The organism is Streptomyces sp. NPDC056373, from assembly GCF_042262425.1.
Classification (GTDB): Bacteria; Actinomycetota; Actinomycetes; order Streptomycetales; family Streptomycetaceae; genus Streptomyces.
Genome location: NZ_JBHJPX010000020.1, coordinates 67,621 through 89,045, shown reverse-complemented (window position 1 = coordinate 89,045; position 21,425 = coordinate 67,621). Strand labels below are relative to the sequence as shown.

Annotated in this window: 7 protein-coding genes; all 7 read left to right on the top strand. The window is 73.5% G+C overall.

Features of this window, described 5'->3' with window-relative positions; genetic code table 11:
• Positions 1–115: 115 nt before the first annotated feature.
• From ACFCXS_RS34010 to ACFCXS_RS33980, 7 genes are read left to right on the top strand one after another with little or no spacing between them, the layout of a single operon-like run.
• Entirely contained in the window at positions 116–1,414 is a 1,299-nt protein-coding gene (locus ACFCXS_RS34010) for a cysteate synthase (protein WP_376647221.1), read from the top strand.
• Positions 1,411–9,075 (top strand): amino acid adenylation domain-containing protein, encoded by a 7,665-nt coding sequence (locus tag ACFCXS_RS34005; RefSeq protein ID WP_376647220.1) that lies wholly within the window; start codon positions 1,411–1,413, stop codon positions 9,073–9,075. The genes ACFCXS_RS34010 and ACFCXS_RS34005 overlap by 4 nt, the downstream gene beginning before the upstream one ends.
• Before the next feature lie 6 nt (positions 9,076–9,081).
• Positions 9,082–15,435, top strand: a complete 6,354-nt coding sequence (locus ACFCXS_RS34000) for an amino acid adenylation domain-containing protein (RefSeq protein WP_376647219.1) — start codon at positions 9,082–9,084, stop codon at positions 15,433–15,435.
• A 52-nt stretch (positions 15,436–15,487) separates the two neighbouring features.
• On the top strand, positions 15,488–19,438 hold the full coding sequence (locus ACFCXS_RS33995; protein ID WP_376647218.1) for an amino acid adenylation domain-containing protein: 3,951 nt from the start codon (positions 15,488–15,490) through the stop codon (positions 19,436–19,438).
• Between the two features lie 49 nt (positions 19,439–19,487).
• Positions 19,488–19,700 carry an MbtH family protein gene (locus tag ACFCXS_RS33990; RefSeq protein WP_376647217.1) on the top strand — a complete coding sequence of 71 codons (213 nt, stop codon included), beginning with the start codon at positions 19,488–19,490 and terminating at the stop codon, positions 19,698–19,700.
• 42 nt (positions 19,701–19,742) lie between these two features.
• Positions 19,743–20,507, top strand: coding sequence for a thioesterase II family protein (locus ACFCXS_RS33985; RefSeq protein ID WP_376647216.1), 765 nt, complete (start codon positions 19,743–19,745; stop codon positions 20,505–20,507).
• Positions 20,508–20,556: 49 nt separating this feature from the next.
• Entirely contained in the window at positions 20,557–21,381 is an 825-nt protein-coding gene (locus tag ACFCXS_RS33980; RefSeq protein ID WP_376647215.1) for an SDR family oxidoreductase, read from the top strand.
• Positions 21,382–21,425: the final 44 nt, after the last annotated feature.

Genomic DNA, 21,425 nt, shown 5'->3' with positions numbered 1-21,425 from the left:
GCTTCCCATGTGTCAACTGCACGTCGAAAAGGCGTCATCCGGGCGTTGCCCGCCCGTCTCGAAGGCCCGGTTCCAATGGATCAGCGAAACCTGGCACTGCGGAAGGCAAGCGAAGATGTCCGGAGTACGCCCGGGAACACGTCACTACCGAGTCGTCTGTTCCTCATGCGGGACCCGCTACGAGGACGACGGCCTCCTCCTCGACTGCTCCCGTCGACACGAACCGGCATTCCTGCGCACCGAGTACGAAAGAAGCGGAATACCCGTCGGTGAAAAGACCGGCATGTTTCGGCACGCCCCGCTGCTGCCGGTGGTGCGCACCTTCCCCGATGTTCCCGGCCCGGTCGTCCGGCCCGCCGAACGGCTCGGCCGCCGCCTCGGCCTGGACCGGCTCTGGGTGGCCTTCAACGGGTACTGGCCGGAACGCGAGGCGCACCTGCCGACCTGCACCTTCAAGGACCTGGAGGCCTACACGGTGCTCGGCCGGCTGCCCGCCGCGCCACCCGTGCTCGTCATCCCGTCGGCGGGCAACACCGCCGCCGCGTTCGCCTGGGCTGCCACCCGCCACCAGGTGCCCTGTCTGCTGGTGGTGCCCGCCCCGGCCCTGGAACGGATGCGTTTCCCCGGCCCGCTGGACCCCGGCGTCCGGATCGTCGTCCTCGACGGCACCGCCACCTACAGCGACGCCATCGCCTGCGCCGACCTGCTCGCCGCCCTGCCCGGTCACCATGCCGAGGGGGGCTCGCGCAACATCGGCCGCCGGGACGGCCTGGGCACCGTCATGCTCACCGCAGCCGAGGCCGTCGGGCGGCTGCCCGAGACGTATGTGCAGGCCGTCGGCAGTGGCACCGGCGCCATCGGCGCCCACGAGGCAGCACACCGGTTGCGTGCCGACGGCGAGCGGCTGCCACGCCTGCTGATGTGCCAGAACGCGCCCTTCGCGCCGCTGTACGAAGCGTGGCGATGTACCGGCACGGCTCCCGCCGACCGGGAGCACGAGCCGCTGGCCCGTGAACTCACCAACCGGCGGCCACCGTTCGCCGTCCGCGGCGGAGTGCGCGACGTGCTCACCGAGAGCGGCGGTGACGTCCTGCGCACCGACAACCTCGCGGCCCTCGCCGCCATGGCCCTCTTCGAGGAGGTCGAGGGCATCGACATCGAACCGGGCGCCGGTGTGGCCCTGGCCGCCCTGGCCGAGGCGGCACGGTCCGGCCGGGTCCGCCGCGACGAACTCGTCCTGCTCAACGTCACGGGGGGAGGCCGCGCCCGCCAGGCCCGCGACCTGGCGCTCGTGCCCGCCGAGCCCTGGCTGCGCGTCCCCTGGCCCGGTCGCGAGGAGGGTCCGCGAGCCGTCGCCGAGCTCGTGGCCGAGCGGTCGGCCGGCCTCGCGACCGTCACGGAGGGCGCCCGATGAGCGTCCCGCGTGCCCTGGACGTCTCCGCCGCCCAGCGCTCCATGTGGTTCGGGCAGCGGCTCGATCCCGCCGGGCCCGCCTACAACGTGGGCGAGTACACCGAGATCCACGGCCCCGTCGACCCGGTCCGCTTCCGTGCGGCCGTCCAGCAGGTCGTGGCCGCCACCGAGACGCTGCGGGTCCGTTTCGCCGCCGCCGACGACTCCGTGCGCCAGTTCGTGGACACCGGCCCCGCCCCGGAACCGCCCGTGGTCGACCTCACGGGCGACCCCGACCCCCGGTCGGCCGCCGAAGCCTGGATGACCGCCGACTTCGCCACAGCCTTCGACCTCGAACGGTCCCCGCTCTTCCGATACGCCCTGCTGAAACTCGCGGACGCGCACTGGATCTGGTACCAGCCCTACCACCACATCGCCGTCGACGGCTACAGCTGCTCGCTCGTCGCGAGCCGGGTCGCCGCCGCCTACAGCGCCCTCGTCGCGGGCACACCGCACACCCCGCCCCCCGCGCCGCTCGCCCCGCTGGTCGAGGCGGACGAGGCCTACCGTGCGGGGGAACGCCACGCCACCGACCGGGAGTTCTGGACGGCCGCACTCGCCGACCGGCCCGAGCCGGTGAGCCTGTCCGCCCGGGCGCCGCACGTCACCGGGGGCTTCCTCCGCCGAACCGGCCATCTCCCCGCCACCGCCGGGGACATGGTGTACGCGGCCGCCGAACGGGCCGGCACACGCTGGTCGCGCGTCGTGCTCGCGGCGACCGCCGCCTACCTCCACCGGCTCAGCGGAGCCCGCGACATCGTCCTCGGCCTCGCCGTCACCGCCCGCGACAGCCGCACCGAACTCGGCACGCCGGGCATGGCGTCCAACGTGCTCCCCCTGCGACTGACCGTAGAGCCCGGTACACCCGCGCACGACCTCGTACGTCGGACGGCGTCCGCCACCCGCGACCTCCTGGCGCACCAGCGCTACCGCGGCGAGGACCTGCGCCGTGAGCTGGACTGGCCGCAAGGAGGGCGCCGCTTCTTCGGACCCGTCGTCAACATCATGGCGTTCGGGCCCGAGCTGCGCTTCGCCGGGCACGCCACCACCCGCCACAACCTCTCCACCGGGCCCGTCGAGGACCTGGCCGTCAACGTCTACGACCGGGCCGACGGTCACGGCATCCGTATCGACCTCGACGCCGGGCCCGGCCACTACACGGATGCCGAACTCGACGGCCACCACCGGCGGCTCGCACGCTTCGTGGAGCACTTCGCGGCAGCCGTCGTCGCGGGCACACCGGTCGGCCGCGTCGAGGTGACCTTGCCCGGGGAACGGACCGAGGCGCAGCTCGCCGGCCCCGCCGCACGCGGGGGAGGGGCGACCGTGCCCGAGGTGTTCGCGGCCCGCGCCGCGGCCGCGCCGGACACGATCGCCACCGTCCAGGGCGAACGCGCGACCAGCTACCGGCAGCTGAACTCCCGTGCCAACAGGCTCGCGCACCGGCTCATCGCCCTCGGCGTCCGGCCGGAGGACCGCGTCGCCGTCCTCATGAACCGCTCCGACGGGCTTCTCACCGCGCTGCTCGGCGTACTCAAGGCCGGCGGCGCGTACGTCGGCCTCGACCCGCGCGCCCCGGCCGCCCGCACCCGGCACATCCTGACCGAGACGGCTGCGACCGTCCTGCTGACCGACACCGCTCCGGCGGAGCCGCACGAGCACATGACCGTTGTGCGCGCGGACGCCCCGGACCTCGCGGCCGAACCGGACACGAACCCGGGCGTGCTCCCGCACCCGCAACAACTCGCCTACGTCAGTTACACCTCCGGCTCCACCGGCCTGCCGAAGGGCGTCGCCGTCACTCACCGCGACGTGGTCGCCCTGGCCGCCGACTCGGCGTTCGGCGGCGATGCGCACACGCGTGTCCTGGTGCACTCGCCGACCGCGTTCGACGCCTCGACGTACGAGATGTGGGTGCCGCTGCTGAACGGCGGCACCGCCGTGGTCGCCGGGCCGGACGAGGACGTGGACGCGGCTGCCGTAGCCCGCCTGACCGCACGTCACGAGCTGACGGCGCTGTGGCTGACCGCCGGCCTGTTCCGCCTGGCCGCCGAGGAGAACCCGCACTGTTTCGAAGGGCTGCGCCAGGTGTGGACCGGTGGCGAGGCCGTCCCCGCCGGCGCGGTGCGCCGCGTGCTGGCAGCGTGCCCGGAGCTGACGGTCACCGACGGCTACGGCCCGACGGAGACCACCACCTTCGCCACCTCCCGGCCCTGCACGGCAGCCCTGCCCGTCCCCGATCCGCTGCCGATCGGCCGCCCCCTCGACGGCATGCGCGCATACGTCCTCGACACGTCCCTTCAGCCGCTCCCGCCGGGCACGGTGGGGGAGTTGTACGTCGCCGGGCCGGGCGTTGCCCGCTGCTACCTGGGCCGCCCGGGCGCGACCTCCGAACGCTTCGTCGCCGACCCCTACGGCCCGCCCGGCGCCCGCATGTACCGCACCGGCGACCAGGCGCGTGTGACGGACCGGGGTGAGCTGGAGTACCACGGCCGCGCGGACGGCCAGATCAAACTCCGCGGATTCCGCATCGAACCCGGTGAGATCGAAGCGGCCCTCACCACGCACCCCGACATCACTCAGGCCGTCGCCGTCGTCCGCGAGGACCGGCGACGCGGCGGCGACCGGCAACTGGTCGCCTACGCGGTCCGTGCGGAAGGGGGCGCCTCGACCCCGGAAGCCCTGCGCGGCCACCTCGCCGGCCGCCTTCCCGACTACATGGTCCCCGTGGCCGTCGTGACCCTCGACCGGCTGCCGCTGACCCCCAACGGCAAGCTCGACCGCGCCGCCCTGCCCGCGCCGCCCGCCGCTGCCGCACCACGGACACCGCCCGCCGCCCCGCGCACTCCGCACGAGCAGGTCCTGTGCGCCCTCTTCGCCGACGTCCTAGGGCTGCCGGACGTGGGCCCCCGGGACGGCTTTTTCGCGCTCGGCGGCCACTCGCTGCTCGCCCTGCGTCTGCTGGGGCGCATCCGCACCGTCCTCGGAGCCGACCTGACCCTGCGTGATGTCTTCCAGGCGCCCACTCCGGCCGGGCTGGCCCGGCTCCTGGAGCATGCCGGGAAGGACGTACGCCCGGCCCTGCGCCCGACGCCGCGTGCGGCTCCCCCTGGGGAGACACCGCTGTCGTCCGCCCAGCGGCGGCTGTGGTTCCTGCACCGTCTGGAAGGGCCGAGCGCGGCCTACACCATTCCCCTCGCCCTGCGTCTGACCGGCACCGGCCTCGACGAGGACGCCCTGCGCGCGGCCCTCGCCGATCTCGTCACCCGGCACGAGATCCTGCGCACCGTCTACCCGGACGCCGACGGCCGTCCGTGCCAGCGGGTTCTGGAGCAGGCCTCGCCGGCCCTCGACGTCATCGGCCCCGTCGCCGAGGAAGACCTGCAGCGGCAGCTCCGGCACTTGGCAGGCACCGGGCTCCGGATCGACGAGGACGCCCCCTTCCGGGCGCATCTTCTGGTCCTCGGCCCCGAGGACCATGTGCTCCTCCTCGCCCTGCACCACATCGCCGGGGACGGCTGGTCCCTGAATCCCCTCCTGCGCGACCTGGCGGACGCCTACCGCGCCCGTCTGGAGAGGCGGGAGCCGGGCTGGGCGCCGCTGCCCGTGCAGTACGCCGACTACTGCGTCTGGCACCACGAGGTGCTCGGCGGCGAACAGGACCGCCAGCTCCACCACTGGCGCGAGGCACTCGCCGGGCTCCCCGACGAACTCCCGCTCCCCGCCGACCGTCCGCGCCCCGCCCGCGCCACCCACCGGGGCGGTGACATACCCGTCCGGCTGGACGCGGACCTGCACCAGGGGCTGCGTGCGCTCGCCGAGGAGACCGGCACCACGGTGTTCATGGCCGTGCAGGCGGCACTCGCCACGCTCCTCACACGGCTGGGCGCGGGCACCGACATCCCGATCGGCACGCCGGTCGCCGGTCGCGCCGACGAGGCGCTCGACGACCTGGTCGGCTGCTTCGTCAACACACTCGTCCTGCGCACCGACACCTCGGGCCGCCCCGGCTTCCGGGAACTCCTCGGCCGGGTACGCGAGACCGACCTGGCGGCCTACGCCCACCAGGAGCTGCCCTTCGAGTACCTGGTGGAAGCCCTCAACCCGCCCCGTACGCCGGCCCGGCACCCGCTGTTCCAGGTGATGCTCGCCTTCCGCCCCGACGCCGGGCCCCACCTCGACCTGCCCGGACTGCACGCCCGCACGCTGGCCGTGGAGAGCGGGGCCACGAAGATCGACCTGACCTTCAACCTCGCGGAACACCGTGCCCCGGACGGCTCCCCGGACGGGATCGAGGGCATCCTCCAGTACAGCGCCGACCTCTTCGACCGGCACACCGCCGAAGACCTGGCCGACCGTCTGGTGCGGGTGCTGCGGGCCGCGGTGCGCGAACCCGACCTGGCGATCGACGCTCTCGACATCCTCATGGACGGCGAACGCCGCCGACTGCTCGAGGGGTTCAACGACACGGCACGCAACCTGCCGGACACCGTCTTCCCCCGGCTCTTTGCGGCACGCGTCGCCGCGCACCCGGACGCGGTGGCGGTCGAGGACACCACGACCTCACTCACGTACGAGCAACTCGACACGCGGGCCCAGCGGCTGGCCCGTGTACTCGTCTCGCAGGGCGCCGGGCCCGGCAGGATCGTCGCGTTCTCGCTGCCCCGCTCGGCCGACCTCGCCGTCGCCGTGCTCGCCGTCCTTCAGGCGGGCGCCGCGTACCTCCCGCTGGATCCGGAACATCCCTCCGAGCGCACCGCCTTCCTGCTCGCCGACGCCGAGCCCGTGTGCCTGATCACCCGGGACCCGCACCCCGCCGACCTCCCGACGGGCTGCCGCCCGGTCCTTCCCGACGCGGCCCCCGACGATCCGGGCGCGCCCCTGCCCGAGGTCCGGCCGGCCGACCCCGCCTACCTGATCTACACCTCCGGCACCACCGGCCGCCCCAAAGGCGTCGTCGTCGAGCACCGCAACCTCACCACCTACGTCGCCCGCTGCGCGGAGGCGTACCCGAGCCTGCGCGGCACGTCGCTGCTGCACGCCACGATGTCCTTCGACGCCACCGTGACCACCCTGCACGGAGCGCTCGCCGCGGGCGGCCGGGTGCACGTCGCCGGCTTCCACGACGCGGGCGTGGCACCGGCGAAGGGCGGCTACACCTTCCTCAAGGCGACGCCCAGTCACCTGCCGTTGCTGCCCGCCCTGCCGCACGACCTGTCGCCGGCCGAGGAGTTCATGCTCGGCGGCGAGGCGCTGGTGGGAGAGGCCCTGCGCGCATGGCGCCGGGACCACCCCGACGTACGTCTGATCAACCACTACGGTCCCACCGAGCTCACCGTCGGCTGCACCGACCACCGCATCGAGCCCGGCGAAGAGCTGCCGACGGGCCCGGTGCCGATCGGCCGCCCCATGTGGAACACCCGCACGTATGTCCTCGACGCCCGGCTGAACCCCGTACCGGTCGGTGTCGAGGGCGAGTTGTACGTCGCGGGTGACCAGGTGGCCCGTGGTTACCGGAGGCGGCCGGGCCTGACCGCCGAGCGGTTCGTCGCCGACCCCTTCGGAACGACCGGCGGCCGCATGTACCGTACCGGTGACCTGGCGGTCTGGCGGGCCGACGGCGTACTGGAGCTGCGTGGGCGGGTCGACGGCCAGCTCAAGATCCGCGGCCTGCGGATCGAACCCGGCGAGATCGAGGGCGTGCTCACCTCCCATCCGGCCGTCACCCAGGCCGCGGTGGTGGTACGTGAGGACCGGGCGGGCGTGCGGCGCCTGGTCGGATACGTCGTCGGAGCCGCCGAGGAGGACTGCCCCGCCCTCCTCGCCCACACCGCCCGGCACCTGCCCGCCCACATGGTTCCCGAGGCGCTCGTCGCGCTCCACGCGCTGCCGATGACCCCCAACGGCAAGCTGGACCGCGCCGCCCTGCCCGCACCGCTCACGCCGGGTCAGACGGCGGGCCGGGCTCCGCGCACCCCTCAGGAGGCGGCGGTCAGGGCACTGTTCGCCGAGGTCCTCGAAATCCCCGCCGACGGCATCGGTGCCGACGACGGCTTCTTCGACCTGGGCGGCGACAGCATCACCTCCATCCACCTGGTGAGCCGCGCGCTCGCGGCGGGACTGCGGCTGACCCCGCGGGACGTGTTCGAGCAGCGCACGATCGCCGGCCTGGCCGCCACGGCACAGGCTCGCCCGGCTCCCGGCCACGCACGGAACCAGGACGAGCCGACCGGCACGATGCCCCTGACGCCGGCCATGCGCCGGCTTCTCGAACGCGGCGGCCCGTTCGCGATGTTCAGCCAGTCCGTCCTGCTCGTCACCCCCGCCGACGCCGACGAGAAGCGGCTGACGGCCGCCCTGCAGGCCGTGCTCGACCATCACGACGTGCTACGGCTGTGCCTGGCATCCGACGGGCGGTCGGCCGAGGTTCCGCCTCCGGGTGCCGTCGATGCCGCCACGGTGCTGGACCGCACCACCGGGCCGGCGGACTTCGCCGGCCTGTCGCAGCGGTCCGCCTCGCGACTGCGCCCGGAACAGGGCGAGCTGGTGCGCGCGGTGTGGTGCGACGCCGGTCCCGACCGCCCAGGACGGCTGTTGCTCACCCTCCACCACCTGGCCGTGGACGGCGTCTCCTGGCGCATCCTGTGCTCCGACCTGGCCGCGGCCTGGGCCGAGAAGGAGCTGCCCGAACGGGGCACCTCCTTCCGGCACTGGGCCCGCCTTCTGGAGCGGGAGACGGCCACGCCGCAGCGGCAGGCCGAAGCGGGCCTGTGGCGGGAGACGCTGGGCAGGCCCGGCCCGCGGCTCGGCTCGCGCCGGCCCGACCCCGGCCGGGACGTCGTCGGCACGATGCGGCACCTCACCAGGGACCTCCCTGCCGACGTCACCTCCGACCTGCTCACCAAGGTGCCCGCGGCGTTCCACGCCGGTCCCGAGGACGTCCTGATCGCCGCGCTCGCCGCCGCCTTCGCCGGATGGCGGCGGCACCCGGCCTTGCTGCTGGACATCGAACGGCACGGCCGGGAGGACATCGCCGACGGCGTCGACCTGTCGCGCACGGTCGGCTGGTTCACCAGCGTCGTACCAGCACGTCTCGACCTCGAGGGAGTCGACGCCGCGGACCCGGCCCAGGTCCTCAAGACCGTCAAGGAACAGCTGCGGTCCGCCCCGGACCACGGCATCGGATACGGCCTGCTCCGCCACCTCGACCCCGGTCACGGGCCGCTCCTCGCGTCGCTCCCCGCTCCGGAGATCGGCTTCAACTACCTGGGCCGGGTGACCGGAACCGGATCCGCCGAAGGCGACTGGTCCATCGCGCCGGAGGCGCCGCGCGACCTGGGCGCCGTGCACGATCCGGCGATGCCCGTGACCCACGGCCTGGAGATCACCGCCGTCACCACCGAGGACGGGCGGCTCGACACCACCTGGTCCTGGGCCCCCGGCATCTGGAACGAGGACGACGTACGCACCCTCGCGGACCGTTGGACGGCGGAGCTGACCGCGCAGGCCGAGGGCGGCACCGGTGCGAGAGGCGGGCACACCCCGTCCGACCTGCCCCTCGTGTCGCTGACCCAAGCAGAGATCGACGAACTCGAAGCCGAGTTCGGCAATGAGTGGAGGTAACCCACGGTGACTCGGTCCGGTTCCGCAATCGCCGACATCCTGCCCCTGTCGCCGCTGCAGGAAGGCCTGCTCTTCCACGCCCTGTACGACGACGAGAAGGCCCCCGATCTCTACGCGACCCAGCAGGTCCTGGAGCTGACGGGCCCGGTCGACCCCGCCGCCGTGCGCGCCGCCGGGCAGGCCCTGCTCGACCGGCACCCCAACCTGCGCGCCTGCTTCCGTCGCCGGGACACCGGCCGGGCCCTGCAGATCGTGCCCACGGACGTCGAACTCCCCTGGGCCGAGGACGACCTGTCGACCCTCGGCGAGGCGGAGCGGGACAAGGAGTGGGAACGGCTGCTGGACGAGGAGCGTGCCCGCCGCTTCGATCTCGCCAAGCCCCCGCTGCTGCGCCACCTGCTGGTCAAGTGGTCCGCGGACAGCCACCGCCTGCTCGTCACGAACCACCACATCCTGCTGGACGGCTGGTCGAAGCAGCTGCTGGTGCGCGAGTTCACGGCGCTGCACTCGGGCGAGCACCCGGCGGCTCTGCCGCCGGCGCCCGCCTACCGCGACTACCTCGCCTGGCTGGGGCGGCAGGACCGTACCGCCGCCGAGACCGCCTGGCGTCGCGCCTTGGAGGGGGCGGGCGAGCCCACGCTGCTCTCACCCGGGGCCACCGGCGCCGCCGCACTGCCCGGCGAACTGATCGTCGAGCTGCCCGAGCGGCTGACCGGCGCGGGAGAGGCCACGGCCCGGTCCCTCGGCATCACCCTCAACACACTCGTCCAGGGCGCCTGGGGCGTGCTGATGGGCAGGCTGACCGGCCGCACCGACATCGTCTTCGGCCAGACGGTGACCGTCCGCCCGCCCGAACTGCCGAACATCGCGTCCATGGTCGGCTTCTGCATCAACACCGTCCCCACCCGCGTCCGTTGGGACGAGGACGGCACCGTCGCCGACCTGCTCACCGCGCTGCACCGGCGGCAGGCCACCCTGCTGCCGCACCAGCACCTGGGCCTCGCCGACATCCGGCGCGCCGCGGGAGGCGGCGGTGAACTCTTCGACACGCTCCTCGCCTTCGAGAACCACCCGGCCACGAGCGGCCACGGACCGTCCCCGGTCAGCCTGCTCACCGGCCGCGACGCCACCCACTACCCCCTCACCCTCGCCGTCCTGCCCGGCCGCCGCCTCGCCCTGCGCCTGTCCTACCGGCCCGACCTGTACGACGAGGCGGGTGCCCGGCACGTCCTGGACCGGTTCGCCGCCGTCCTGGAGGCCCTCGTGGCCGATCCCGCGCGCCGCGTACGGGAGGTGGAGATCCTGCTGCCGGGGGAGCGGCGGCGAATGCCGGCGACGCGGCAGGGCGTGGTCCCGGCCGGCACACCGGCCCAGACCCTGCCCGCGCTCTTCGCCCGCCAGGCCGGCCACAGCCCCGACGCCACCGCCGTCGTGCACGGGGACACCCGGCTCACCTACGCGGAACTCGACGCCCGAGCCGAACGGCTGGCCCGGCTGCTCGCCGCCCGGGGCGCGGGGCCCGAGCGGCTGGTGGCGCTCGCGCTGCCCCGCTCGCCGGAACTCGTGGTGGCGATCCTCGCGGTCCTGAGAACAGGCGCCGCCTATGTGCCGCTCGACCCGGAGTACCCCGCGGAACGCCTGGCGTTCACGCTGGCCGACGCCACGCCCGTGCTGCTGGTGACCACCGGCGACGTCGCCCCCGGCCTCCCCGCCTCGCCCGTCCCCGTCCTCCTGCTCGACGACCCGCAGCCCTCCGGTGGAAGCCCTGTCCCCACCACCGAACTGACGAGCGATCACCTCGCTTACGTCATCTACACCTCGGGCTCCACGGGCCGCCCGAAGGGCGTGGCGGTCACGCACCGCAATGTCGAGCGGCTCTTCGAGCACACCCGGCACTGGTTCGACTTCGGCCCGGACGACGTGTGGACCCTGTTCCACTCCTACGCCTTCGACTTCTCGGTGTGGGAGCTGTGGGGCGCGCTGCTGCACGGCGGCACGCTCGTGGTCGTCCCTCACGCCGTGAGCCGGGAACCGGAGGAGTTCCTGAGGCTGCTGGCGCGTGAACGCGTCACCGTGTTGAACCAGACGCCCTCGGCCTTCGGTGAGCTGCTCCGCGCCGACGCCGCCCTCCCCGACGTCGGACGTGCACTGGCCCTGCGCTACGTGGTCTTCGGCGGTGAGGCACTCGACTTCACACGGGTCGCCGAGTGGTACACCCGGCACCCGCAGGACGCACCGGTGCTGGTCAACATGTACGGCATCACCGAGACGACCGTGCATGTCACGGGCCTGCCGCTGACCGAGCCCGCGGCGCGCGACCGGTCCGGCGGCATCGGACAGGCCATTGCCGACCTGCGGACCTACGTCCTGGACGCGGGTCTGCGGCTGGTGCCGCCCGGCGTCACCGGCGAGCTGTACGTGGCGGGAGCGGGCCTGGCGCGCGGGTACCTGGGGCGGCCGGGGCTGACGGCAGGGCGCTTCGTCGCCGACCCGTTCGCCGCCGACGCGGGTGAACGGATGTACCGGACGGGCGACCTGGTGCGGCAGTCGGCCGAAGGAGAGCTGGAGTACCTGGGCCGGGCGGACGACCAGGTCAAGATCCGCGGCTTCCGCATCGAACTCGGCGAGGTGGAGGCGGCGCTCGCGAGCCACCCCGACGTGGCACAGGCCGTCGTCCTCGAACGGGACGGGCGGCTGGTCGGCTACACCGCCGGACGATCCCTCGACGCCGGCACTCTGCGCCGCCACGCCGCGCGGACCCTGCCGGACCACATGGTCCCCTCCGCGGTGGTCGTCCTCGAACGCTTCCCCCTGACCTCCAACGGCAAGCTGGACCGCGCCGCCCTGCCCGCGCCCTCCGCGGACGGCGCGGGCCGCCCCCCGCGCACCCCGCAGGAGGAGATCCTGTGCGGTCTCTTCGCCGACGTCCTCGGCCAGGAGCCGCACCGGATCGGCGCGGACGACGGCTTCTTCGACCTCGGCGGCGACTCCCTGCTCGCCATGCGCCTCAGCGACCGCATCAGAAGCGCGCTGGGCACCGCGCTGCCCGTACGGGCCGTGTTCGAGGCGGCGACCCCCGCCGGACTGGCCCTGCGGCTCGGCGAAGGCGAGGGCGGCGCCGGCCGCCCCGAGCTCACGGCACGCGCACGCCCGGACACCCCGATTCCGCTGTCGTACGCCCAGCAGCGGCTGTGGTTCATGAGCCGCCTCGACGGCAGCAATCCCTACACCGTGCCCTGGGCCCTGCGCCTCACCGGCCCCCTGGACCGTACGGCGCTGGCATCCGCGCTGGCCGACGTCGTGACCCGCCACGAACCGCTGCGCACCCTCCACCCCGACTTCCAGGGCACCCCGTACCAGCGGATCCTGGACCCCGAGGCGGGACGCCCGCACCTTGCCGTGGTGGAGGCCACCGAGGCGGAACTCCCCGCGCTGCTCACCACCGCCGCAGGGCACCGCTTCGACCTGTCCACCGAAACGCCGCTTCGCGCCACCCTGTTCCACCTCGACGGCGACACGCACGTCCTGCTGCTGCTCGCCCACCACATCGCCGTCGACGGCTGGTCCATGGCACCGCTGATGCGCGACCTGAAGACGGCATACGCGGCCCGGCTCACCGGATGCGCGCCGCAATGGCGGCCTCTTCCCGTCCGGTACGCCGACTTCGCGCACTGGCAACGCGAGCTGCTCGGCACGGCGGCGGGCGAGGCGGTGAGTCCGCTGGAACGGCAGACGGCCTTCTGGCGAGAGGCGCTGGCCGGCGCCCCGGAGGAGCTGCCGCTCCCCGCCGACCGTCCCCGGCCCGCCGAACCGAGCGGACGCGGAGACCGGGCCGGACTCACCATCGACGCGCAGTTGCACACCGCTCTCGCCGACCTCGCGTCCGCCTCCCGCGTCACCCTGTTCATGGTGCTCCAGGCCGGCCTCGCGGCGACCCTCACCAGGCTCGGCTCGGGCACCGACATCACCATGGGCACACCCGTCGCAGGGCGCCCCGACGGCAGGCTCGACGACCTGGTCGGCTTCTTCGTCAACAGCCTCACGCTGCGCACCGACACCTCCGGCAACCCCACGTTCCGCGAACTCCTGGACCGCGTCAGGGACTTCGACCTGGCGGCCTACGCCCACCAGGACGTGCCGTTCGACCTCCTCGTGGACGCCCTCAGCCCGCAGCGCACCCTCGCCCGCCACCCGCTGTTCCAGGTGATGCTGGCCTTCACCGCTCACGCCTCGGACGCCGACCTGTCCCTGCCGGGCCTGGGCGTGGCACGCGAGCCCGTCGAGACCGGCGCGGCCCGCTTCGACCTGTGCCTCTACCTGAACGAGCGGCGGCACGGCGACGGCACACCGGCGGGCATCGACGGCATCGCCGAGTACAGCACCGACCTGTTCGACCCGGCCACCGCGCAGCTGCTCACGCGGCTGCTCCTCCGCTTCCTGAGCACCGTCTCCGCGGAGCCCGACCTGCGCGTCGAGGACGTGGACCTCCTGGGGGAGGACGAGGTCGCACGCGACGTGCCGGCCCTGACGCCCGACGGTGAGCAGGCCTGTGCCGCGCTGCCCACGCCCGCACCGGCACCTGGGACCGGCGAGGCACAAGAACCGTCGACCCCGGCCGAGCGCATCCTCGCCGGGCTGTTCCGCGAGCTGCTGAGGCTGCCCGAAGTCCCGCTCGACGAGGACTTCTTCGCCCTCGGCGGCGACAGCATCACCTCGATCCGGCTCGTGAGCCGGGCGGCCGAGGCCGGGGTCGTCATCAGCGCGCGGGACGTCTTCAAGCACCAGACGGTGAAGGAACTGGCGGCCGTGGCTCGCGGCCCGGCGGGCGGCAGCACCGCGGGTGTCCACGCGAGCGACGGTGTGGGCCGGGTGCCGCTCACCCCCATCATGCGGTGGCTGCTCGAACGCGGCGGCCCCATCGACCGGTTCAGCCAGTCCGTGCTGCTGACGGTCCCGGCCGGCGCGGGTCTGCCGCAGCTGACCGGCGCGCTGCAGGCGGTGCTCGACCACCACGACATGCTGCGCACCAGGCTCACCACGACTGCCGAGCTCGATACCGGCACCGCCGAACTCGACGGCGACACCGTCGACGTCGGCACCGGTTCCCCCGAACTCGCCGTCGGTCCGGTCGGCCACGTCCGCGCCGCCGATCTGCTCGACCGCCGGGAGGTCCGCGGCACGTCCGGCGGCGACGGCCTCCACGAAGCCGTCGCCGAGGAGTTCGACCGGGCCGTGGGACTGCTCGACCCGTCGGCCGGGGCCATGGTCCGGGCCGTCTGGTTCGACGCGGGAGCGCACCTGCCCGGACGGCTGCTGCTCGTCGTCCACCACCTGGCGGTGGACGGCGTGTCCTGGCGCATCCTCGTACCCGACCTGAGGGCCGCCTGGGAGGCAGTGACCACCGGTCGGAGCCCCGAACTGCCACCCGTCGGGGTGTCGTTCCGCCGCTGGTCCGTGGAGCTGGGCCGACAGGCGCGTACACCGGAGAGGGTTGCCGAGGCCGAACTGTGGCGCCGTATCGCCGACGCCCCGCGTGCCCCGCTGGGCAGGCGTCCGCTCGACCCCGACCGGGACACCGCCGCCGGCACGCGCTCGCTGCGGCTCACCCTGCCGCCCGAGACCACGGGACCGCTGCTCACCGACGTCCCCGCCACCTTCCACCTCGGTGTCCAGGACGTCCTGCTCACCGGCCTCGCCCTGGCCGTCGCCGACCGGCAGGGCTCCCCGCACGTGGTGCTGGACATCGAGGGGCACGGCCGCGAGGAACTGTCACCCGGGCTCCAACCGTCGGGCACGGTCGGCTGGTTCACCTCGCTCTACCCGGTCCACCTGGACGTGCGGGGCGTGGACGTGGCCGACGCGCTGACCGGCGGACCCGCCGCCGACCGAGCCCTCACCCGGGTCGCGGAGCGCCTGCGGGAACTGCCCGACCACGGCGCCGGACACGGCCTCCTGCGCCACCTCAACCCGGACACGGCAGCCGAGCTGGCCAAGGCGCCCGCACCGGCGATCGGCTTCAACTACCTCGGCCGGTTCAGCACTCCGGACGCCACCGCCGGCGAGCTGTGGACCTTCGCCCCCGAGTCGTCGGCACTCGGCTCCGGCAGCGACCCCGGCCTCGGCGCCGCCCACGCCCTCGACATCAACGCGGTCGTCCACGACACGGCGAGCGGACCCCGACTGGTGGCCGACTGGGCCTGGCCCGAGGGGGTGCTGACCGAGCAGGAGGTCCGCGAGCTGGCCGAGGCCTGGTTCACGGCACTCACCGCACTCGCGTCCCGGGCCGCCGAGAGCGCCGGTGCGTCGGTCCGGGGCCTGTCCGGGGACGAGCTCGACGAGCTGACCGCAGGCCTCGACTAGCCGACCCCACGTGCACACGCAGCAGATCCGGAACACAGCGAGACGAGACGACATGACGCAGCCCGGGCCGCCCGACGTACTCCCCGTGACCCCGCTCCAGGAGGGCCTGCTCTACCACGCCCTGTACGAGCACGAACGGGGCGCCTCCGACGTGTACGTCGTGCAGCTGGTCTTCGAACTCGAAGGCCCGGTGAATGCCGGCCGGCTGCAATCCGCCGCTCAGGCACTGCTGGACCGCCACCCGAACCTGCGGGCGGCCTTCCGGCGGCGTCGCGGCGGCCAGCCGGTACAGGTCGTCCCGCGCAGGGCGAACCTGCCGTGGGCGGAAGCCGATCTCACCGAGCCGGTCACCGCCACCGACGCCGAGAAGGCGTGGACCGCGCTGCTCGACGAGGACAGGGCCCTGGGTTTCGACCCCGCCACCCCGCCGCTCCTGCGCTGCACCCTGGTCCGCACCGGCGAGCACCGCCACCGGCTGCTCGTCACCCACCACCACCTCCTGCTCGACGGCTGGTCGGTCTCCGTGCTCCTGCGGGAACTGCTCGCCCTCTGCACCGCCGACGGCGACCGGGCCGCACTGGCACCTGCCCCGCCGTACCGCTCCTTCCTCGAATGGCTGGACCGCAGGGACCGCAGGGTCGCCGAGGAGGCCTGGCGGGACGCGCTGGCCGGCGTGACCGAACCGACCCGACTGGCCCCGGCCACCACGCCGGGCTCCACGAACCCGGAACAGGCCCGGACCGAGCTGTCGGCGGAGACCGGAGCCGCCCTCACGGCACGCGCACGGAGCCTCGGCGTTACCGCGAACACGCTCGTCCAGAGCGCCTGGGCGATTCTGCTCGGCCGCCTGACCGGCCGTGACGACGTCGTCTTCGGAGCCACCGTCTCCGGCCGCCCGCCGGAGCTCCCCGGTGTGGAGTCGATGGTCGGCCTGTTCCTCAACACCGTCCCCACGCGGGTGCGGCTGAGGCCGGAGCAGAGTTTCAGTGCCCTGCTCCGCGAGGTTCAGGACGGCTACGTCCGTCTCCTCGACCACCACCATCTCGGCCTGGCGGACATCCAGCGGGCCGTGGGCGTGCCGGAACTCTTCGACACCCTCGTCATCTTCGAGAACTATCCGGTGGACCCGGAGGCCATGGGCGAGGCGCCTGCCGGCGACGGGCGTGACGGCGCCGACGGCGGTGAGCGTGGGGCAGGGCCCACCGGTGAGGGGCGTGGCGGCTACGGCGGCCGGCTTCGCGTCGTCGGTTCGAGCGGCCGTGACGCCACCCACTACCCCGTGACCCTCGTGGCGTTCCCGGGCCCCCGCCCCCGCTTCCGGCTGGCCTATCACCCGGGACTGTTCGACGCCGACTGGGCCGACGCCACCCTCGCCCGACTGGTGCACATCCTCGAGGCCATCGCGGCGGACCCGGAACTCCCGCAGGGCCGCATCGGGCTCCTGACACCCCACGAACTCCCGGACATACCCCGGCCCACACCGCCCGCGGCCAGGACCCTCACCGACCTCTGGTCCGCCCAGGTCGCGGCCACCCCGGACGCCGACGCCGTACTGGACCGCGGGACATCACTCACCTACCGCGAACTGGACGCACGAGCCGAGCAGCTGACCGGCCGTCTCACCGCCCTCGGAGCAGGCCCGGAGCACGTCGTGGGCATCGCTCTGCCCCGTACGGCGGAACTCCTCGTCGCCGTGCTCGCCGTACTGAAGTCCGGTGCCGCGTACCTGCCGCTCGACCCCGCCTACCCGGCCGGCCGTCTGGCGTACATCGTCGACGACGCCGGCCCCGTCGTCGTCCTCGCCACCGCGGAGACGGCGAGGGCGCTGCCGCACGGCACCCCGCTCCTCGACCCCCAGGACAGCGGGTCGAGCAACCGGACCGATCCCCCCGCGACCGCGCCGACAGCGGACAACCTCGCCTACATCACCTACACCTCCGGCTCCACCGGCCGCCCCAAGGGCGTTCTGGCCACGCATCGCAACGCGGTCGAGTTCGTCGAGTGGACGCACGCGGCGTTCGGTCCGCAGCGGCTGGCCCGTGTGCTCTTCTCGACCTCGCTCAACTTCGACGTGTCGGTGTTCGAGATCTTCTCCCCGCTGCTGTGCGGCGGCCGTATCGAGATCGTCGAGAACCTGCTCGCACTCACCGAGGGCCCGCCCCGGGAGGCCGGCCTGATCAGCGGCGTGCCGACGGTCATGGCCTCCGTGCTCGCCGAGCGCCCGGCGCTCTCACCGCACACGGTCGCCCTCGGCGGCGAACCCGTCCCCGCACAGCTCCGCGCCGGAATCGAGGCCGCCTTCCCCGGGGCACGGCTCGTCAACTTCTACGGACCCACCGAGGCGACCGTCTACGCCACGGCCTGGCAGTCCGGCACCGACCCGGACGACCGGGCCGGCCCACCCATCGGCCGCCCCCTCGCCCGCAACCTCGTCCACCTCCTCGACCATGCGCTGCACCCTGTGCCCGACGGGGCCGTCGGCGAGGTGTACGTGGCGGGCGGCGGCCCCGCCCGCGGCTACCTGGGCAAGCCGGCCATGACGGCCGAACGTTTCGTCGCCGACCCCTTCGGTGGCCCGGGGGACCGGATGTACCGCACGGGCGATCTGGCGGTGCGCGGATCCGACGGGCAGCTGCGCTTCCTGGGGCGGGCCGACCACCAGGTGAAGCTCCGCGGCTTCCGGATCGAACTCGGCGAGATCGAAGCCGTCCTCGCCGCGCATCCGGCGGTCGGCAGGGCGGCGGCCGCCGTCGGGGAGGACCAGCGCGGCGAGAAGCAACTGACCGCCTACGTCGTACCCGCGCAAGCCGCCGCCCCGACCGCCGACGACCTGCGCGGCCACCTCACCCGCGTACTCCCCGCCCACATGGTCCCCTCGGTGTTCGTCACGCTCGAGGCCCTCCCGTACACGGCCAGCGGCAAGCTGGACCGCACGGCGCTGCCCGCACCCGACGCGCCGCTCGCCGCGAAGACCGCTCCGCGCACCGAGCGGGAGGAGACCCTGCGCGGCATCTTCGCCGAGGTCCTCGGCCTCGCCCCGGCCCAGGTCGGCGTCCATGACGGCTTCCTCGATCTCGGCGGCCACTCCCTGCTGGCCCCCCGTCTGACCGCGCGCGTCCGCGCCGAGCTCGGCGTCGAACTGCCCCTGCGGGCCATCTTCGACACACCGACCGTGTCGGCGCTGGCCCGGAGCCTGGCCGGCGGGTCGAGCGCGGCCCCCGTGGGACCCCTGCTCCCGCTGCGTACCCGGGGCGATCGCGAACCCCTCTTCTGTCTTCCCCCGGCCTCCGGCCTGTCCTGGGGCTTCGCCGGGCTGGCCCGTCACATCGACACCGGCCGTCCGCTCTACGGCCTGCAGTCCCGGGGCCTGACACCCGGACAGGACCCGGCCGGCAGCCTGGCCGAGGTGGTCGCCGAGCACACCGCACTCATCCGTGAGACACAGCCGCACGGCCCCTACCACCTGCTCGGCTACTCCATGGGCGGCCTCGTGGCCTACGACGTCGCCGTAGGCCTCCAGGCGGCGGGAGAACAGGTCGCACTCCTCGCCCTGCTCGACTCCTTCCCCGGGACCTGGATTCGACAGGCCCCCGCCCGGTCCGACCGGCCGGCCCTGCTGCGCAACCTCCTGACCATCCTCGGCCGGCAGATGCCCGTCGACGAGACGCAACCGCTGACCGAGACCCGGTTCGCCGAGCTGGTGCGCCGCGTACCCGACATGCCCGGCAGCCTCGACGACGCCGAACTGGCGGCCCTGGTCGAGGTGACGGCGAACAACCGCCGCCTGCTGGGCGAGTTCGTCCCCACGCCGTACCGAGGAGACCTGCTGTTCTTCACCGCCGCACGGGACCCCGACGCGGTCCCCGGCCGGTACCGCTCCTGGCAGCCGTACGTCGCGGGCCACATCGACAACCACGACCTGCCCTGCACGCACGGAGAGATGACCCGGCCCACGTCACTGGAGCTCATCGGCCCGGTGCTGGACAACCGGCTCCGCGCCTGACCCGAAAACACCGGACGCAGCCGACCGCCCACCACAGAAGGAACCACCCATGACCACGAACCCCTTCGACGACGACAGCATCGAGCACCTGGTTGTCGTGAACGAGGAGGGCCAGCACTCCCTGTGGCCCGCCTTCGCCGAGGTCCCGGCCGGCTGGACGGTCGTCCACGGACGGGCGAGCCGGCAGTCCTGCCTCGACTACGTCGGCGAGCACTGGACCGACATGCGGCCCAAGAGCCTGATCACCGCGATGGGTGAGTAGACAGCGACCTCGCAGGCCCAACAAGAGAGACCCACAGAAGCCATGCCCCTGGATGACCCGACCGGCCCCACTGTCCTGACCCACCCGACCCACCCGACCCACCCGACCGTCACGACCAAGCTGGTGTGCCTTCCGTACGCCGGAGCCGGTGCCTCGTTCTACCGCCCCTGGGCCGCCCTGGCCGGGGAGGCGCTGGAGATCGTGCCGCTCCAACTGCCCGGCCGGGAGAGGCTGATCGACGAGGAGCCCCACCGGGACGTGCACACGGCCGTCGACGGACTCCTGCCCCAGCTGCGGGAGCGGCTCGGCGCCGGACGGCACAGGGTGGCCCTCTTCGGGCACAGCCTCGGTGCCGTGCTCGCCTACGAACTGGCACACCGGCTCGTGGCCGAACCCGGCGTCGAGCTCGCCCACCTGTTCGTCAGCGGTTCGCCGCACCCGGGCCAGGGCCGTGAACGGCGGGCCACCGGCCTCTCCGACGACGACTTCCTCGCCCGGGTCGGAGAGTTCGCGGGCTACAGCCACCCCGCGCTCGACGACCCGGAGATGCGCGAGATGCTCCTGCCCACCCTGCGCGCGGACGTCGAGATGCACGAGACCTACGTCCCCAGCACCTCCCTGCCGCTGGACGCGCCCCTGACCGTCGTCCGGGGCGAGGACGACACCCTGGTCGGCCGTGACGACGCCGCGTCCTGGAACAAGGCGACCGGCCGCGACTTCGAGCACATCGAGATCCCCGGCGGCCACATGTACCTGACCGAGTCGGCGCCCGCCCTGCTTTCGATGATCGTCGCGAAGGCCCGCTAGCCGTCGCCCCTCGCCCACCTGCCCCTTCACCACTTTCAGGGAGTACCCGATGCGTCTGCACGGCAAGTCGGTCCTCATCACCGGCGCCGCCCGCGGACTCGGCAGAGCGACCGCGCTCGCCTGCGCGGCCGAGGGCGCGGACCTCACCCTGCTGGACATCTGCGCCGACCTGCCGGGAGTGCCCTACCCGCTGGGCACCGTGGGGCAGTTGGAACACACCGCCGCACTGTGCCGGGACGCCGGTGCGTCCGTACTCACCGCGCAGGCCGACATCCGCGACACCCTCGGCATCCGGGAGGCGGTGGTCCGTGCCGAGGACCGTTTCGGCCGGGTCGACGTCGCCGTCAACAACGCTGGCATCGCAGCGCCCTCGGGCAGACCGGTGCACGAGATCGAGGAGGACGAATGGTCCTTGATGATCGACGTGGACCTCTCCGGGGCCTGGCGGGTGATCCGTGAGGTGGGAGGAGCGATGAGCTCCCGGCGGTCGGGCAGCATCGTCAACGTGGCCTCCACCGCCGGACTCGTCGGCTACCGGCACTTCGCCGGATATGTCGCCGCCAAGCATGCCGTCGTCGGTCTCACCAAGGCTGCCGCGCTCGACTTCGCGCCGATGAAGGTGCGGGTGAACGCCGTCTGCCCGGGCTCCGTGCGCGACGACGCACAGGCCGAGGGCAGGATGCTCACCGAGATCGCCCGGGCCCTGGACGTGCCCGTCCACGAGCACGAGAAGACCTTCGTGGAGGCGCAGCCCATGAACGCGCTGATCGAACCCGAGGACGTCGCCGCCGCGGTCGTCTTCCTCGCCTCGGACGAGTCCCGGCACATCACCGGATCGGTCCTGACCGTTGACGGCGGGTTCAGCGCCCGCTGAAGCCGCATCGGCAAGCAGAACAAAGCAAGAACGACACAAGTCAC

Bases quoted from the DNA above. Each gene is read 5' to 3' on its own strand.
- ACFCXS_RS34010 (WP_376647221.1), top strand. From the start codon at position 116: ATGTCCGGAGTACGCCCGGGAACACGTCACTACCGAGTCGTCTGTTCC.
- ACFCXS_RS34005 (WP_376647220.1), top strand. From the start codon at position 1,411: ATGAGCGTCCCGCGTGCCCTGGACGTCTCCGCCGCCCAGCGCTCCATG.
- ACFCXS_RS33995 (WP_376647218.1), top strand. From the start codon at position 15,488: ATGACGCAGCCCGGGCCGCCCGACGTACTCCCCGTGACCCCGCTCCAG.
- ACFCXS_RS33990 (WP_376647217.1), top strand. From the start codon at position 19,488: ATGACCACGAACCCCTTCGACGACGACAGCATCGAGCACCTGGTTGTC.
- ACFCXS_RS33985 (WP_376647216.1), top strand. From the start codon at position 19,743: ATGCCCCTGGATGACCCGACCGGCCCCACTGTCCTGACCCACCCGACC.
- ACFCXS_RS33980 (WP_376647215.1), top strand. From the start codon at position 20,557: ATGCGTCTGCACGGCAAGTCGGTCCTCATCACCGGCGCCGCCCGCGGA.